The sequence below is a fragment of the Alteromonas sp. DY56-G5 genome (genome assembly GCF_041414725.1).
Classification (GTDB): domain Bacteria; phylum Pseudomonadota; class Gammaproteobacteria; order Enterobacterales; family Alteromonadaceae; genus Alteromonas; species Alteromonas macleodii.
Genome location: NZ_JANHZQ010000008.1, coordinates 59,793 through 76,198 on the forward strand (window position 1 = coordinate 59,793; position 16,406 = coordinate 76,198).

Genomic DNA, 16,406 nt, shown 5'->3' on the forward strand with positions numbered 1-16,406 from the left:
ATGTTGCACTGCAACACTTAAAAGGACGGTTATTGATGATAAATGCATATGCCGCTAAAGAAGCGGGTGGAAAACTGGAAAAGTTTCAATACGACCCCGGTAAGCTGGGCTCACATGACGTTGAAATAGACGTTGAAAGCTGTGGTATCTGCCACAGCGACCTAAGCATGCTCGATAATGAATGGGGCATGACAGAATATCCCTTTGTGCCTGGTCACGAGGTTGTCGGCACAATTAGCCAAATAGGTGAACATGTAACGTCACTTAAGGTGGGACAGCGTGTCGGTTTAGGCTGGCATTCAGGCTACTGTAATAGTTGTAGAACCTGCGAAGAAGGCGATCATAACCTGTGTGCCGATGCTACGATGACCATAGGTGGTCGTCACGGTGGATTTGCAGATAAAGTGCGCGCCCAAGCACGTGCCGTTATTCCCCTTCCCGATGCTATCGATAGCACAAAGGCAGGCCCTCTTTTTTGCGGCGGTATTACCGTCTTCAACCCATTAGTCCAGTTTGGTATTAGTCCTACCAGTGAAGTGGGTGTAGTTGGTATTGGCGGCCTGGGTCATCTTGCCCTGCAGTTTTTAAATGCATGGGGATGTAAGGTAGTAGCGTTCACTTCAAGCGAATCTAAGAAGAAGGAAGCGCTAGAGCTAGGTGCATCAGATACAATTAATAGCCGTGATGAAGATGAGATTAAAAAAGCGCGCGGTCGGTTTGACTTAATTATTTCAACCGTAAATGTAAAGCTTGACTGGAACTTGTACCTATCGACATTGGCTCCGAAAGGCCGGCTTCACTTTGTAGGCGCCACCCTTGAACCTCTAGATATTGGTGCGTTTAACTTAATTGGTGGTCAGAAAAGTGTGTCAGGTTCGCCAGTGGGAAGCCCCGCGACCATTAAGACCATGCTAGATTTCGCTGCACACCACAATATTGAACCTGTGACCGAAACCTTCAAGTTTGATGACGTAAATGAGGCAATTGCGCGATTAAGAGAAGGTAAAGCCCATTACAGAGTGGTGCTGACGAAGTAAACGCTTGTGTAAAAAGTTGCTATGTTCCCAAGGCCTGTTGACCTTGTGAAGCCATAGGAAAGAGACATTAACGGTCAAGTTAGTCTTAGCAAAGTGCTTTTTTCTATAAATATGATAGAAGCGCGCCAAGGTGCGCTTCTTTTATTGTGAGTAACGCAAATACTTGCATTAGCTTGGTTGGATATTTTATCTGCCTTTGTAATTGTATGTTTTGGTAGGTGGTGTTAGAATTCGCCGCCCTTGAATTTTGGGCTGGTGTTTTATTGCGCATAAAAAGTTATTTTTAAACGTAATTCACATCATTTTACCGTGGGTTTTGGTCGCAAAAATCCACATCATTAGACTTATATTTTTGGAGACAGACAATGTCTGAAGCAAATTTCAAACTAGACGCTTCTGTTCGTACAGACCTAGGGAAAGGTGCGAGCCGCCGCCTACGTCGCGAAGACAAGCTTCCTGGTATCATCTACGGTGGTGAAGAAGCACCAGTTTCTATCACACTAGATCATAACAAAGTAAACAACTCTGCTGACTTTGAAGCGTTTTATTCTCACGTTCTTGAGATTAACCTTGACGGTAAAGTTGTTGAAGTTCTAGTTAAAGATATGCAACGTCACCCGTTCAAGCCAAAGATCACACACATTGACTTCCAACGTGTAATCGCTGGTCAAGACGTTCACACTAACGTACCACTTCACTTCGTAAATGAAGAAAAATCTGCAGCTGTTAAAGCTGGCGGTATTGCTGAGCACCACGTAACTGAAATCGAAGTTACTTGTCTACCTAAGAACCTTCCTGAGTTCATCGAAGTAGATATGGCTGGTGTTGAAATGGGTCAAACGCTACACCTTTCTGACCTAACTCTTCCAGCTGGCGTTTCTTCAGTAGAACTTGCGAAGAACGACGAAGCTCACGACCTAGCGGTTGTAACTGTTAAGCCTGCTCCTAAAGCGGCTGACGCAGAAGAAGACGGCGAAGAAGCAGCTTCTGAGGAATAATCCTCTTGGCTGATATCCGCCTTATCGTGGGTCTGGGTAATCCAGGCCCCGAATATGAAAATACCCGACACAATGCCGGTGAATGGTTTCTCAACCAACTAGCCGACACCTACAACGCCCCGCTAAAACCAGAAACCAAATTCTTCGGTAAAACTGCTCGCATTACAGTTGCAGGCAAAGATATCCGTTTGCTCTACCCCACTACCTTTATGAATAAAAGTGGACAAGCCGTAGCAGCACTGGCTAACTTTTACCGCATAGAACCAGAACAAATATTAGTAGCGTTTGACGAGTTAGATTTACCCCCAGGTGTTGCAAAATACAAAGTGGGCGGAAGCTCTAGTCAAAATGGCGTACGTGACATTGTGGCTAAAATGGGTAACAACAAGAATTTTTTGCGTTTGCGCATAGGTATTGGTCATCCAGGTCATAAAAGCCGCGTTACCGGCCATGTTCTTGGAAAACCACCAGCAGAAGAAAAAGCAGCCATTGAAAGTGCCATCGATGAAGCGGTACGTTGTACAGAAATTTTGCTGAAAGAAGACCTTAAGCAAGCACAAAACAGGTTACACTCGCACAAAGGGTAAACCTAGCCAGTTATCACTTTTCCAAACTAAGGATCCATACCATGGGTTTTAAATGCGGTATTGTTGGCCTACCAAACGTAGGTAAATCAACACTTTTCAATGCATTAACTAAAGCAGGTATTGAAGCGGCAAACTTCCCGTTTTGTACTATCGAGCCAAACACAGGTGTTGTTCCTGTGCCAGATCTTCGTTTGGACAAGTTGGCTGAAATCGTAAAACCTCAGCGCGTTATTCCTACTACCATGGAATTCGTAGATATTGCTGGCTTGGTTGAAGGTGCCTCTAAAGGTGAAGGTTTAGGAAACAAATTCCTTGCTAACATCCGTGAGACTGACGCTATTGGTCACGTAGTACGCTGTTTTGATGATGAGAACATTGTTCACGTTGCAGGTCGCGTTAGCCCTAAAGACGATATCGATGTTATCAACACCGAGCTTGCACTTGCTGACTTAGAAACAACAGAAAAAGCACTTCACCGTGTTGCTAAGCGCGCAAAAGGTGGCGATGCTGAAGCTAAGTACGAAATGAAAGTGCTTGAAAAGATTAAGCCGCACCTAGACGAAGGCTTGTTACTACGTTCACTTGAACTGACTAAAGAAGAGCTTGCGGCAATCAGCTACATGAACATGCTTACCCTTAAGCCAACCATGTACATTGCCAACGTGAATGAAGACGGTTTTGAAAACAACCCGTACCTTGATCAGGTTAAAGAAATTGCAGCAGGCGAGAATGCGACTGTAGTTGCAGTATGCGCGGCAATCGAATCTGATATTGCTGAGCTTGAAGACGACGAACGCGAAGAGTTTATGCAAGACATGGGTCTAGAAGAACCAGGTCTTAACCGCGTAATTCGTGCGGGTTACAGCCTGCTTACGCTACAAACCTATTTTACTGCAGGCGTAAAAGAAGTACGTGCGTGGACCTTCCCTGAAGGCTCAACTGCACCACAAGCGGCAGGTAAAATTCACACCGACTTCGAAAAAGGCTTTATTCGCGCTGAAATCGTAGGCTACGAACACTTTGTTGAGTTCAACGGCGAGCAAGGTGCGAAAGACGCGGGTAAATGGCGTTTAGAAGGTAAAGACTATATTGTTAAAGACGGTGACGTTATTCACTTCCGCTTTAACGTGTAATTTCTATTGTAGAAATTAGCACTGTTTACTAAAGCCACCGCAAGGTGGCTTTTTTGTTTCTAGCGAATAATTGTGAAGCGCACATAGGCCTGATATAACTAGTAAAAAACTAACGGCTTTTGTAATGACTATTAATCAGCTTTGCGCTTCACGCCCTTTAACTTGCAGCAAATCACAGCACGCCAAACGATTTTCTGTTTTAAGAACCTCAATTAAAGCGTTGTGCTTGTTAAGCCTGGCTAATTTTTCTTTTGCCAGTGAACCTCAAACTAATCCAGTGAATTCACAAATCAGTAGCGATGCTGTTGAAAAGGCACCAGCATTAGCAAGTAACACTGCCAGTTGGTATCAAGTTCCTCAGAGTAATACTGTGACGTTTAAAACTGCATATGGCGATGTAGTTATTGCGCTTCACCCTACCCTTGCACCAAAACATGTGGCCAGGTTTAAAAGTTTAATAGACGCAGGCTTTTATAACGAACAAGCATTTTATCGTGTAGTAGACGGGTTTGTGGCACAGGCAGGCAGCAACGATACGCATGACGCATCACAATTTCCGCCGAATCTGCTTAAACCTATTAACGCTGAATTTACGCAACCGCTTAATAGCAATGTAAACGTGGTTGAGAATCAGGATATGTTTGCGCCTAACACCGGATTTTTAGATGGCTTTCCAGTAGGCATTGATAAAAGCCGAAAAGAAATGTGGGGGCTTCACTGCCCAGGTGTTGTGGCGTTTGCTCGCAATAGCGAGAAAGATACAGCCAGTACGGAGTTTTATATTGTGATTGGGCAAGCACCACGACACTTAGACAGAAATATGTCGGTCGTTGGTCGCGTACTGCACGGTATGGATGTGCTTCAAAAGTTGCCGCGAGGAAATATGGACAGAGGTGGCGTTCTAGATGATATAACGCAAGAAAGCAAAATTAAGCAGGCTTTTGTGCATGCAAACAACGCGGCACCTTATTTCTTACAAACGCCGCATCATGAAGAATATAAAAAACGGGCAAACACAGGAAGAAACTTAGATAACCCGTTTTTTCATGACAATACGTATGGCCCGCGCCCTATTGACGTATGTTATTACCAAACAAAAACCAGTAACAAAGCGTGGTAAATAGCTAACTTTTTTCGTGCAAGTTGTTCAATTTCACGGCTTTTTGCGCGTATTTCGCCCTAATGCGCACACTTAATGAGCATTTAAAAAAAGTTAGTAAAAAAGGGGTTGACGGTTGCCAGTCATATACGCATAATACGCGCCACTTCCTGAGAGGGAAGAGAATAGCAAGGCTACGTAGCTCAGTTGGTTAGAGCACATCACTCATAATGATGGGGTCGCAAGTTCGAATCTCGCCGTAGCCACCAATTCTCACTTATCTCTTTTAGGAAAGTCTAGCTGCGCGGAAGTGGTGGAATTGGTAGACACGCTGGATTTAGGTTCCAGTGCTTCACGGCGTGAGAGTTCAAGTCTCTCCTTCCGCACCACGACTGGGGTATAGCCAAGTTGGTAAGGCAGCGGGTTTTGATCCCGCCATTCATAGGTTCGAGTCCTGTTACCCCAGCCATTCTTTTTGAATGACTATTATAGCTAGCGTCTACGCGGAAGTGGTGGAATTGGTAGACACGCTGGATTTAGGTTCCAGTGCTTCACGGCGTGAGAGTTCAAGTCTCTCCTTCCGCACCATTTGGGGTATAGCCAAGTTGGTAAGGCAGCGGGTTTTGATCCCGCCATTCATAGGTTCGAGTCCTGTTACCCCAGCCAAATTCTTGAGAAGCCGCTCATCGAGCGGCTTTTTATTGAAGATAAAAGTTTAGGCTACGTAGCTCAGTTGGTTAGAGCACATCACTCATAATGATGGGGTCGCAAGTTCGAATCTCGCCGTAGCCACCAACTTTTACTTATTCCTTAATTGGAAGTCTACATTGCGGAAGTGGTGGAATTGGTAGACACGCTGGATTTAGGTTCCAGTGCTTCACGGCGTGAGAGTTCAAGTCTCTCCTTCCGCACCAATATTGGGGTATAGCCAAGTTGGTAAGGCAGCGGGTTTTGATCCCGCCATTCATAGGTTCGAGTCCTGTTACCCCAGCCATATTCTTGAAAAAGCCGCTCTTTTGAGCGGTTTTTTTGTTTGTACTCTCGTATTGTTCAGCAAATGTGTTCTTCTCCCCCATGAATGAATAAATTTGCTATATGCGAGCATAAAACGTCATAGTTTCAGTACGTTTTCATTGTCCAATCATTTAATTGTCGTGCTAGTATTGGTTTTTTATCGATATAGCTCGGCTTATTCCAAGGTTTAGCAAATAAAAGTTTGCTTAAGCCGAAGCGTTTGTTCTGACAACGCACCTGTCATGTTCAGTTCATTTCTACACGCCGAGCAATAATTAAAACAATAACGAAGGAAAGTGCGTGATAAACGAATTCGTTTCATTAGTTAACAATATTCTTTGGGGAGACGGTCAGGTACTTATCATTATGCTGCTTGCATGTGGTATCTGGTTTACCGTTAAACTTGGCGGTGTGCAGCTTAGGCACTTCGGCCATATGTTCAGCCTACTAAAGGGCAGTAACACTTCTACTAAGGATGGGATCAGTTCATTCCAAGCTTTATGTACCAGCTTATCGGCTCGCGTAGGCACGGGTAACTTAGCTGGCGTCGCGGTTGCTATATCTCTAGGCGGTGCTGGCGCTATTTTTTGGATGTGGATGATTGCCCTTTTAGGTATGGCCACTGGCTTTGCCGAAAGTGTACTAGGTCAGCTATATAAAGTCCGTGACGAAAACGGCGAGTTCCGTGGCGGTCCCGCTTATTACATCAAGCAGGGTTTGAACAAAACCTGGCTTGCAGTCGCATTTTCTCTATGTTTGTTCTTTGGCTACGGCTTTGTCTTTAGCGCCGTTCAAGCCAATACTATTACCGATGCATTAAACAATGCATACTCATTCCCCACGGAATATGTAGGCCTAGCCATTATTGCACTGGCAGCCTTAATCGTCGTGGGAGGCCTTAAAAGCATTGCGCGCTTTGCCGAGTTTGTGGTGCCATTTATGGGAATAGGCTACGTGCTTGTGGCTTTGGCTATTACCTTCATTAATATTTCCGAACTGCCAGCCATGCTGCTCGATATCGTTAAATCAGCATTTGGCTTGCAGGAAGCTGGCGCTGGTGCACTCGGTGCGGCCATTAAAAATGGTATTCAGCGCGGGCTTTATTCAAACGAAGCAGGCAGCGGCTCTGTACCGCACGCTGCGGCGAGTGCTGTGCCAAACCCTAATCACCCCGTATCACAGGGTTACATTCAGATGCTAGGCGTTTTCTTAGATACACTCGTGCTATGTACGTCTACTGCCTTCATCATTTTACTTGCTGGCGGTTCAAGCTCTGATCAAATGGAAGGCATACGCCTAACCCAAGATGCGATGAGCAGTCACCTAGGCGAAGGCGGTACTGATTTTGTGGCTGCCGCCATCAGCTTATTTGCATTCACGTCTGTAGTGGCAAACTATGCCTATGGCGAGAGTAATCTGCACATGTTCAAGCTAGATAATAAAATAGGCCGTGCAGTTTACACTATTGGTTATTTAGGCATGATTTACTGGGGCGCACAGGCAGCCCTACCTCAGGTATGGGCCATGGCCGATATGGCGTTGGGCCTAATGACGGTGATAAACATCATTGCTATTGTATGGATGACCCCTACCATTGTGTCTATCAGCAAAGACTACTTTAAGAAAAAAGACACCGGCGCAAACATGGAATACAAAGCGGGCGACTGTGAAATACAGGGTAAGTCAGAAGAGGGTATTTGGGATTAAGTCCGGCTTTTACTAGGTTAGTGTTTTAAAGTTAGGTGTTACCGGGCTAACTTTAATCTAGTGAGATTAAACAAAAAGAAAGGCTAACCTCGGGTTAGCCTTTTCCGTTTGTAGCAATTGACCGCAAGTAAAACACTGGTTTTGATTTACCTGCAACAAATGAAGTGGCGGCCTACAACGCTACTGGCAAATGCCCTGTCTTCACCCATATTATTGTTTCCTCATCCACGTAAGGATGATGCTGACTCATATGAGGATTGCGCAACCATGTGCCTTTTGGGTATGCACCATGTTCGTCTTTAAATGTACCCGATAGCACAAAAATTTCTTCACCTCCGAAATGCTTGTGAGGCTTAAATACCTCTCCCACGGGCCACTTAACTAGCGCCACATGTTCATGCTCAAAGTTGTGGAGCGGCATCACTTGTAAACCGCCCTGCCCTTGCAGCCATTGTGCTTTATTTGTATTTACGCGTACTTCACTCAAATCGCGCTTATCAAACTGATTCAGCTTAACCAGAATCACACAGCCTTCTTTACTGAAAGGGCTATGTTTACTGCCTGGCGGGTTACGCAAGTAAGTACCTGCAGGGTAATCACCGTGTTCATCGGAAAACACACCTTCAAGCACCAAAATTTCTTCACCATAAGGATGACTATGCTGCTTAAAGCTCGCGCCAGCTTCGTACTTCACGACGCTAGTTGTATGACCAGACTCTTTTGCTTCACGCTCTAAGGGTTTACGCCATACCGTAGAAGACGGTGACGCCTGCCACTCTTGCATTTGCGTATTAATCGCTAGGCGTTCATCAAAGTTCATATTAAGCATCATTGATAATCTCGTTTTATTTAGAGCAAGCAATTGTTACCGAATAAACGTATACATCATCTCGCTTCGTGTTATTAGAATGAAGACAAAGCAAGATAATGATACGTCCTATTTATTAGTTCCTACCTGCCATTACACCACCATCAATATCTAATACGGTACCGGTAGTCCAATTAGCTCTTTCTGATAACAGATAAAGGATGCCATGTGCCACGTCTTCTGGAGTTCCTATACGTCCTATCGGATGAAACGCATTGAAACCTTCCAATACTTCATCGGTTTGCTCTTCTGGAACGAACGCATTGTAAATAGGTGTTTTAACTACCGCTGGCGATACTGCATTTACACGTATGCCATCGTCGGCAAGTTCCATGGCCAGATGCTGAGTAAGTGAATGCAGCGCTGCTTTTGCCATGGAGTAAGCAGACGAAGGAGTCGCCTTAACGGCCTGCTTAGCCCACATAGAACCAACATTAACAATACTGCCAACACTGTGCTGAGACATTCTTTTGGCTACCGCTTGGGTGATAAAAAATAGGCTTTTATTCAAATCATGATAAACATCATAATCTTCGCATGTATGCTGTAAAAATGGCTTAGGGTTAAAATACCCTGCAGCATTTATTAAGTAATGAAAAGGTACAGCTGCATCTTCTACGTACTTTATTAATTTTTGTACGTCTGCAGGCTTATATAAGTCAACTTGGACAGCGTTTATGCTAATGGTTGATACATTTGTGAATGTACTTACCGCTTTCACTGCTTCTTCCAGTTTGGAACCATTCTTGCCCACAAGCACAACGTTAACACCTTCATTCGCCAATAACTTAGCGGTGGCAAGACCTATACCGCTTGAACCGCCTACAATTAACGCGTTACGGTTTTCACAAAAATCATTTAAAAGTGACATTTAAAATTCCCTCACTGTTTTCAATTCGTGATAACCTTACGCCTTAGATAACTCCATGAATAGTAAGTATAATTTGGTTCAGTAAGTACTTTTAGGTACATCTTTATGAATTTTAAGGAAAAACAAATCGAGCGAAAAATACCACCTCAAGAAAGCGCGCGCATGGTAGAGACGATTTACGGCTGTAAATGGTCGCTTACCGTTTACCAACTCTTGGCAAATGGCATTAACCGCCCCGGTGAAATGGTGCGTACTGTAGACGGACTAAGCACCAAAGTATTAAATCAATGCCTGAAGAAGAACACGGAATTTGGTATTCTGAAAAAAACGGTGTATCACGAGCTCCCGCCTCGGGTTGAATACCAAGTAACAGAGTTTGGAAATAGATTTTTAGCCGTACTAGAACAAATAGAGGCCTTACAAGAAGACCTCAATAATCTATCGAGATAGCATCGCCAGCTCTATCCCTCTGGTCTTAGCATTTCGAAAAAGTTATCTCGGGAAATAGTGTAATAATCGCCTCGTCCGCCACCACGGGTAACTGGCGCACTTTTCAGCGTGCTGTAAGCGCCGTTTTCTATGAGTGACTTATCAATGTGTACACCCACTACTTCACCCATGATAAACCAGCTATTCACCTCCTCACCTGAGGCGGCCTTAAGCTGTACCACATCAGTTAGCTTACATTCCATGCTCACCTTACTCGCTTTTACGCGGGGAACGCTTACCACTTCACTTTCTACAGTTTGAAGCCCTGCATGGTCAAATTCACTTTCTTCAGGTGCCAGAGGTTTACTTGTCGTGTTCATTGCATCAATCAAATCTTCTGATACAAGATTCCAGCAAAACTCACCCGTTTCCTGTACGTTTACCAGTGAATCTTTCTTACTGCCTACTACTGAAAATCCGATAATTGGCGGCGTGTAGTTCAACGCATTGAAAAAACTGTAAGGAGCAAGGTTTAACACTCCCGTTTTTGATTTTGTAGAGATCCATCCGATTGGGCGCGGTGCGATGATTGCGTTAAACGGATCGTGAGCCAAGCCATGACCTTCTTTTGGTTGATAAAAATGCGTTTGTGACAAAACCATTCCTTAAAATTTGTGGTAGGGTAAATCTAATACTGATATGAACGCTTATTCGGCGCTTTTCAAGGGCTTAAGATTAAAGGTTGTTTATGACTGCACGTAATGTCGCTTTTTCAAGAACAAGACTGACTGAATTAATGGTGCCATCTTTTGCTAATTTTGGCGGTAAGGTGCATGGAGGTGTCATTTTATCGTTAATGGATAAAGTCGCCTATGCCTGCGCAAGTAAACACGCAGGAGCCTATTGTGTAACCGTTACTGTTGATGGCGTCGAGTTTTTACAGCCTGTTGAAGTGGGTGACTTACTTCACCTCGACGCTACCGTTCATTATGTCGGAAACACATCCTTGGTAGTAGGGATAAAAGTCACTACGGAAAATATAAAAACCAACGAGGTCAAACATACCAATAACAGCTTTTTTACCATGGTTGCCAAAGATGATAGCGGCACACCTGTTTCAGTCCCTGAGCTAGAGTTATCTACTCACCATGAAATGCGCAATTTCGTAACGGCTATACGCCGCAGTAAAATTCGCAAGGAAGCACAAGTTAAGCTGCAACGTGATTACGACGCTTTTATTCCCAAAGAAGACTTTGCGCTTTTAAACGAACATCGCTGTGTAGTTACCTTTGAGAAAAATGACTAAGTAACAGGTACAAAAAAAGCCAGTTGCGTATTAATCAACTGGCTTTCAGCACTCAAGAACCGGTGCTAATTAGAAGCTATACGAGACTTTTCCGTAAACAAAACGGCCTGTAAAACCGTAAGGCGAAAAGCCTGAATACGGGAATAAGCGCGAGAACGTGGTTACATCATCCACAAGTTCACGGGTTGTTTCTGGGTACACATCAAACAGATTGTTAGCACCAACAGAAACGGTAAGTCCTTCTGTTAACGCAATGCGAACGTCTAGGTCTGTGATCCACTCTGACGGAATGATTTCATTGCGTGCTTCAACTGACGATGGGTCTTCCACTTCACCATAACGAGTAGTGCGTAAGGTTGTTGTGTAGCGGTCATAATTCCACGTAACACCTAAGTTAAGTTTGCTGTCAGGCGAAGCCGTTTCGAAGCGACGTAGTTCAACATCATCGAACAAGTTAGCCTGGTCGAAGCCTGCATTTTGCAACACATCAGGTGCATCGATAACATTTGTTACCTCGTTATCGTTAAAGTTAGCACCAGCGTTAAAGTTAAACGCACCATAATCTGACGTATTAAGCGTATAGGTAGAAACGATATCAACACCTTCCGTACGCGAATCTATCGCATTTAAGAAGAATCGAGCCTGATTAGCTCCCGTACCCGCAAGTAGTGCTTCTATACCCTCACCTGATAGGTTGTTAGACAGCACGATACGATCGTCGATATCAATGCGATAAAAGTCTACTGTCAGGTTGAAATCAGCAGTTGGCGAGTAGGTAAAACCTGCACTGTAGTTATTCGATTCTTCTGCATCAAGACCTGGGCTGCCCAGCGCTTGCGCAACATCACTTGACGGCGCAAATGTCCCCGTTTCAGTTGGCTCGCCATCAACAAATACCGTCGCGATTGAGGTGAAGAATTGCTGTTGTAGCGATGGTGCTCTAAAGCCGGTTGATACTGACGCTCGAAGTGCAAATGCATCACTCAGGGTTACACGGTGAGACATTTTCCAATTAAACGTGCTGCCGAAGTCAGAATAATCTTCATAGCGCCCTGCCACTGCTACGTTCCAGTTTTCTACAACGTCAGCTTCTACATCCACATAGAAGCTATAGTTATGACGGCTGTTTTCACCTGCAGATTCTGGTGTAAAGCCTGGGAATACTTGCGAACCAGCAGCACCAAACGGGCCGTCTACCGGGTCAGTCACCACGCCGCCAGGTCCAAACGTACCTTGTATGTAAGACCCTTCTTCACCTGCAGTTATTTCATAGCTCTCATGACGATATTCTGCGCCCATGGCGAAGTTCATTTCGCTGTAGAAATACCCGGTATCTACCAAACGTGACGCGTCAGCATTCACAATTGTGGTGTTGTATTCTAGCGTACCCGCGTCAAACTCAGTTTGACTCGTTGGACCTAAAGACGTGTTTAGGGTGTTGATAACACCATACTCAAGCTCATTACCACCATGTGTTACGGACAAGTCGTAATTCCAAACATCGCCATAGCCCTTAATACCAGCAAGCAGCGACATATCGGTTATGTCAGTTTGAATAGAAGGTAGGAATCCGTCTGGATAAATTTCAACTACGTTTCGTGAATCTTGAGCACGACGGTAAAAGCCTCCGCCTACCGAATCACGAGTGCTGTAGCCTGCGGTAGTATAAAACTCAACGCTATCAGTAAGGGCTTTGCCCGCGTTTATGAACAAGGCGTAATCTTCCACCTCACCATTTCCGTAAACGTGATTGTAGCGGTTGACCGTAAGCTCACGAGGGTCTAGGTTGCCGTCCGCGTCTCGCGCATAGTTTTCTCGCTGGTCGTAGTCCGAACGGTTCGCCTGTCCACGGTCGCGGTATTCACCTGATACGTTAACAAAGCCGTCGTCTCCCCATTCGAAGCCTACGTTGCCGCGAAGGGTAAAGGTTTGTCCATCGGTTACGTCTCTGTCGCTTCCTTCAGCGAATGCTAAATTACCGTCAGCACCAACACTCACACCTTCAAGGTTAGGCACACCGTCCATTGTTGTAACATTAGCACCATACGTTGCCGACACTTCACCGCCTTCGGCAGCATCTTTCAAAACAATATTAATAACACCGGCAATGGCGTCTGAGCCGTACTGAGCCGCAGCACCGTCACGCAACACCTCAATACGCTTAATCGCATTAGCCGGGATAGCGTTTAAATCTACCGCTGAAGAGCCACGCCCCACCGAACCATTTAAATTAAGAAGCGCAGAGGTATGACGACGCTTACCATTAACTAATACCAGCGTGTGGTCTGGTGCTAAACCACGCAGCTGCGCTGGTCGTACGTGGTCGGTGCCATCGGTAATAGATGGCTGAGGGAAGTTAAAGCTAGGCAGTAACTGGTTTAAGATCATGTTGGTTTCAGTGAGCCCCGTTGCTTCTATAGATGAAGCATCGATAATGTCGATAGGTACAGGGGAGTCATTGATGGTGCGACCAACGCGACGTGAACCTACAATTTGGATTTGCTCAACATCTTGCTCATCAACAGAAGCTTGCTCCTGTGCAAGCACTGACGAAGAGGAAAAAGCCATTCCTGCAATTGCAGAAGCAATGAGGGAAAGCTTGAAAGCAGAAGCGTTAAATTTTGCCTGTTGCATTGTGTTGTTCCTGAATTCTTTTAAATTTTACTTTTCGAAGTGTGTAGTTTTGTATTTCGTGAATCAAAAACGCGTTGAAATACAATATCTTCTTTCTGTTGTTGGGGTACTGCTAAACGCCAGATTGTCTGATCAGACTTATTATTATTAGAGATGAAAAGCACGCGGTGCTTGAAGGCTGAGTAAATCACAAAAAGATTCGCTCGCACAATACTAAAGTTGTAATAAATCCTTAATATCGACGACAGGCGGAATTTTGAAGATGAAGCGACGGAATCATCTATTGCACTGGTGGTAAGAGGCGGTAGGAAGGTGCCACCTTCACAAAAGGTAATTTGGACTAGAGTACATGAAACAAAAAAAGCGCTCCGTTCAGAGCGCTTTTCATACCAAATTTGCACTAATGAGTGCCAAATAGGCGCTTATGCTTTTTTAAGCTTCTTCTTAAGCTTTTTAAGCTTTCCTTCTTGCTTAGAAATTTTCGCCTTAGTTGCTTTAATCGCTTTTTTTAACTCTTTTTTCTTAGCCATGATGTAAATCCTTATCTTTATTTGTAGTGTTCGCTTCACTCACATAACGTTTAGCAAAGCCGCTATTGATCGCCGTGTTTGGCAATAAATTCTCGAATAAAGTGTCTAACTTCACGAGCAGCAGAAGTGTCTAGGTCTTCGCATAACGCGATAAACTGTGCACGCTCTTCGTCATTGATTCGAATAATCATCTGACTATTCTTTTTCTTCTTTTTATTGTTTTTTTCAGACACCTTAAATCCTTGCAAAAACCAATACGTGCAGTATGTCGTTCAATGAGAATCTGCAAGTACTACCACATTATTCGAATACAAAATGTATAGCCTATGTATATACATTTCAAGGTATTTTAAACTTTTCACCCTTATTTTTCATAAAAGCGTAATGCTAGCGTCACATTAGTGACTTCAGGCTAAGCCAAAGTAATTCCAATAAAAATGGAAACAACGAACTTACGTAAAATCAAAAGTGAAGTAGACCATGACACAAACACAATCTATAACTCACCTATCGTGTTTCATCGAAGCAGTGGCTATCGCTAAACAAAATAAATGCAGTAATTGCGACGATTTGAAAACACTGTTGCAGCAAAAGGGATACGAAGAGTTAGTTGCAATGGAAACCGTAGAAGAATTAAGCCCGCAGCTGCCCTTAGCGTCTTAATAGTCGTATTTTGAATAGGAATAGAAAAATGCTGTTTGCGCTTTTTATCTACACACTGTGTAGCCTACTGCTATTCAGTTTTTGCGAGATTGCTCGCAAGCGTTTGAGCCAGAAACAAAAAACGGAAGCCTTGCTTCCGTTTTAAAAGAGCAATTAAATGATTATTTAGGCGACCAATCAAATTTTTTGAAAGGTTCGTCTACAGGCGTATCGGCCAAATGATTGGTATAATTACTCATCACTTTTTGCGCCAATATAAGTATGATTTCTAACAATTGCTGATGCTTGTATCCAGCACTGTAAAATGCGTCAAGCTGCGCATTATCAACATTACCTCGCCCGCGAGTTAAAGCCAGCACAGTTTCTTTAAGCGTATTCAATTTGCTGTCAGACAGTGTTTCATCGTTTCGCAACTCTTCAATTAGGTCATCGCGCACTTTCATACTCTTCGCAATACCCGTATGCGCTGGAACGCAGTAATGACATGCGTGCTCTACATTCACTGCCTGCCAAACCACCGTTAACTCTTCTGCATTGAACGATGTTTCTTGCGCTAGTTTATGCAGCACTTGATAGCCTTCAAGCAAAGTCGGCGCTTCTGCCATTACTGCATGTAGATTTGGAATCATTCCAAATGCTGCTTGCGAATTATCAAGTAAAGGCTTCGCTGCTTCTGGCGCACTCTCTTTCGTGTGTAAAGTAAAATCGCTCATGTCACTCTCCTATTGATGTGATCAAAAACTGCAAGCAACGCTTTGCGCTACTCACAACTCGTATGCCAATAATAATAGGTTTACTTGAACGATCGTTCAAGCGATAATTGAACATATGTTCAAAATATTCACGTATAAGGTATGCAGCGATGAAATATGACCACGATGAGATTATAGAAAAAGCCACTACGCTTTTTTGGCAACGAGGCTTTCAGGCGGCTGGCATGCGTGATATTCAGCAGGCATTGGATATGCGTCCGGGTAGTATTTATGCGCGTTTTCAAAGCAAAGAAGGTTTATTCAAACTTGTTGTTGAGCATTATGCAGACAACAGTGCAAAACGTTTAAAGCAAGTCACAGAAGCTCAATCACCTTTAGATGCTCTTTACCACTTTTTTGAAACAGCATTAACTGGCCCCGACGAGCAACGCTACATGCGCCAGTGCTTGCTGGTTAAGTCTATTGCAGAATTAGAACTCATTGGTGATATTGCCAAAAAAGCTGTACTTGAGAGCATGCAAACCCTTAAGGCTGGTTTTAGAAATATTATTGAAGCCTGTATCGAAAAAGGTGAGCTACCTGAACATACGCCAACGTCAACTGCCGCAGAGTGGCTTCAAAATCAGTTCGTTGGCTTACGAGCGTTTGCCTTACTGCAAGACGATAATCAAACAACTATTAAGATGATAGACAAAGTCATTATCGACTTGAAAGGACAATGGCCACAACAAACACATTAATGTAGTTGAAGGCTTACAAAAACTGACGCAGTGCATTTCATGAAAATTGCCGTGAAACCAGTTGGATGAGCCCTTGT

General features: G+C 44.0%; 16 protein-coding genes and 8 tRNA genes. 18 read left to right on the plus strand and 6 right to left on the minus strand.

Annotated elements, in window-relative coordinates:
- Positions 1-35 precede the first annotated feature (35 nt).
- The 14 genes from NO989_RS06020 (at position 36) to NO989_RS06085 (ending at position 7,575) form a co-directional block, all read left to right on the plus strand.
- Positions 36-1,037, plus strand: coding sequence for an NAD(P)-dependent alcohol dehydrogenase (locus NO989_RS06020; RefSeq protein WP_014978887.1), 1,002 nt, complete (start codon positions 36-38; stop codon positions 1,035-1,037).
- 365 nt (positions 1,038-1,402) lie between these two features.
- Complete coding sequence (locus NO989_RS06025; RefSeq protein WP_014976150.1) at positions 1,403-2,035, plus strand: 50S ribosomal protein L25/general stress protein Ctc; 633 nt, start codon at positions 1,403-1,405, stop codon at positions 2,033-2,035.
- Positions 2,036-2,040: 5 nt separating this feature from the next.
- The gene (pth, locus tag NO989_RS06030) at positions 2,041-2,622 is read left to right on the plus strand and encodes an aminoacyl-tRNA hydrolase (protein WP_014949010.1); all 582 of its coding nucleotides are present in this window, start codon (positions 2,041-2,043) and stop codon (positions 2,620-2,622) included.
- Positions 2,623-2,663: 41 nt separating this feature from the next.
- Positions 2,664-3,755 (plus strand): redox-regulated ATPase YchF, encoded by a 1,092-nt coding sequence (gene ychF / locus NO989_RS06035; protein WP_014949009.1) that lies wholly within the window; start codon positions 2,664-2,666, stop codon positions 3,753-3,755.
- A 124-nt stretch (positions 3,756-3,879) separates the two neighbouring features.
- Entirely contained in the window at positions 3,880-4,875 is a 996-nt protein-coding gene (locus NO989_RS06040) for a peptidylprolyl isomerase (protein ID WP_275444899.1), read from the plus strand.
- A 171-nt stretch (positions 4,876-5,046) separates the two neighbouring features.
- Positions 5,047-5,123 (plus strand) — tRNA-Met (locus tag NO989_RS06045).
- A 35-nt stretch (positions 5,124-5,158) separates the two neighbouring features.
- Positions 5,159-5,243 (plus strand) — tRNA-Leu (locus NO989_RS06050).
- Between the two features lie 4 nt (positions 5,244-5,247).
- Positions 5,248-5,323, plus strand: a tRNA-Gln gene (locus NO989_RS06055).
- A 34-nt stretch (positions 5,324-5,357) separates the two neighbouring features.
- A tRNA-Leu gene (locus NO989_RS06060) sits at positions 5,358-5,442 on the plus strand.
- 2 nt (positions 5,443-5,444) lie between these two features.
- Positions 5,445-5,520, plus strand: a tRNA-Gln gene (locus NO989_RS06065).
- Between the two features lie 52 nt (positions 5,521-5,572).
- Positions 5,573-5,649 (plus strand) — tRNA-Met (locus NO989_RS06070).
- Positions 5,650-5,683: 34 nt separating this feature from the next.
- Positions 5,684-5,768 (plus strand) — tRNA-Leu (locus tag NO989_RS06075).
- 4 nt (positions 5,769-5,772) lie between these two features.
- Positions 5,773-5,848 (plus strand) — tRNA-Gln (locus tag NO989_RS06080).
- 320 nt (positions 5,849-6,168) lie between these two features.
- Entirely contained in the window at positions 6,169-7,575 is a 1,407-nt protein-coding gene (locus tag NO989_RS06085) for a sodium:alanine symporter family protein (RefSeq protein WP_061485388.1), read from the plus strand.
- 172 nt (positions 7,576-7,747) lie between these two features.
- Here the strand turns inward: NO989_RS06085 and NO989_RS06090 are convergent, their stop codons facing one another.
- Together NO989_RS06090 and NO989_RS06095 are read right to left on the minus strand one after the other, a co-directional pair.
- Complete coding sequence (locus NO989_RS06090) at positions 7,748-8,404, minus strand: cupin domain-containing protein (protein WP_239246308.1); 657 nt, start codon at positions 8,402-8,404, stop codon at positions 7,748-7,750.
- Between the two features lie 115 nt (positions 8,405-8,519).
- Positions 8,520-9,314: an SDR family NAD(P)-dependent oxidoreductase gene (locus NO989_RS06095; RefSeq protein ID WP_014976145.1), complete on the minus strand. Its 795-nt coding sequence runs from the start codon at positions 9,312-9,314 to the stop codon at positions 8,520-8,522.
- A 105-nt stretch (positions 9,315-9,419) separates the two neighbouring features.
- Between NO989_RS06095 and NO989_RS06100 the strand changes: the two genes are divergently transcribed.
- A complete protein-coding gene (locus NO989_RS06100; RefSeq protein ID WP_014976144.1) occupies positions 9,420-9,764 on the plus strand; it encodes a helix-turn-helix domain-containing protein in 345 nt (114 codons plus the stop codon).
- 11 nt (positions 9,765-9,775) lie between these two features.
- Here NO989_RS06100 and NO989_RS06105 read toward each other — a convergent pair whose 3' ends face one another.
- Positions 9,776-10,399 (minus strand): flavin reductase family protein, encoded by a 624-nt coding sequence (locus NO989_RS06105; protein WP_371342244.1) that lies wholly within the window; start codon positions 10,397-10,399, stop codon positions 9,776-9,778.
- Positions 10,400-10,491: 92 nt separating this feature from the next.
- Here NO989_RS06105 and NO989_RS06110 point away from each other — a divergent pair, with 92 nt between their 5' ends.
- Complete coding sequence (locus tag NO989_RS06110) at positions 10,492-11,049, plus strand: acyl-CoA thioesterase (RefSeq protein ID WP_014976142.1); 558 nt, start codon at positions 10,492-10,494, stop codon at positions 11,047-11,049.
- A 69-nt stretch (positions 11,050-11,118) separates the two neighbouring features.
- Here the strand turns inward: NO989_RS06110 and NO989_RS06115 are convergent, their stop codons facing one another.
- Both NO989_RS06115 and NO989_RS06120 read right to left on the minus strand, forming a co-directional pair.
- The gene (locus tag NO989_RS06115; RefSeq protein WP_039225628.1) at positions 11,119-13,683 is read right to left on the minus strand and encodes a TonB-dependent siderophore receptor; all 2,565 of its coding nucleotides are present in this window, start codon (positions 13,681-13,683) and stop codon (positions 11,119-11,121) included.
- A gap of 592 nt (positions 13,684-14,275) precedes the next feature.
- On the minus strand, positions 14,276-14,446 hold the full coding sequence (locus tag NO989_RS06120) for a hypothetical protein (protein WP_014949001.1): 171 nt from the start codon (positions 14,444-14,446) through the stop codon (positions 14,276-14,278).
- A 247-nt stretch (positions 14,447-14,693) separates the two neighbouring features.
- On the opposite strand from NO989_RS06120, the gene NO989_RS06125 reads away from it, so the two are divergent.
- Positions 14,694-14,876 carry a hypothetical protein gene (locus tag NO989_RS06125; protein ID WP_014976139.1) on the plus strand — a complete coding sequence of 61 codons (183 nt, stop codon included), beginning with the start codon at positions 14,694-14,696 and terminating at the stop codon, positions 14,874-14,876.
- Between the two features lie 161 nt (positions 14,877-15,037).
- On the opposite strand, the gene NO989_RS06130 is transcribed toward NO989_RS06125, so the two are convergent.
- The gene (locus NO989_RS06130) at positions 15,038-15,589 is read right to left on the minus strand and encodes a carboxymuconolactone decarboxylase family protein (protein ID WP_069944045.1); all 552 of its coding nucleotides are present in this window, start codon (positions 15,587-15,589) and stop codon (positions 15,038-15,040) included.
- A gap of 149 nt (positions 15,590-15,738) precedes the next feature.
- Here NO989_RS06130 and NO989_RS06135 point away from each other — a divergent pair, with 149 nt between their 5' ends.
- Positions 15,739-16,329, plus strand: a complete 591-nt coding sequence (locus tag NO989_RS06135; RefSeq protein WP_014976138.1) for a TetR/AcrR family transcriptional regulator — start codon at positions 15,739-15,741, stop codon at positions 16,327-16,329.
- Positions 16,330-16,406: the final 77 nt, after the last annotated feature.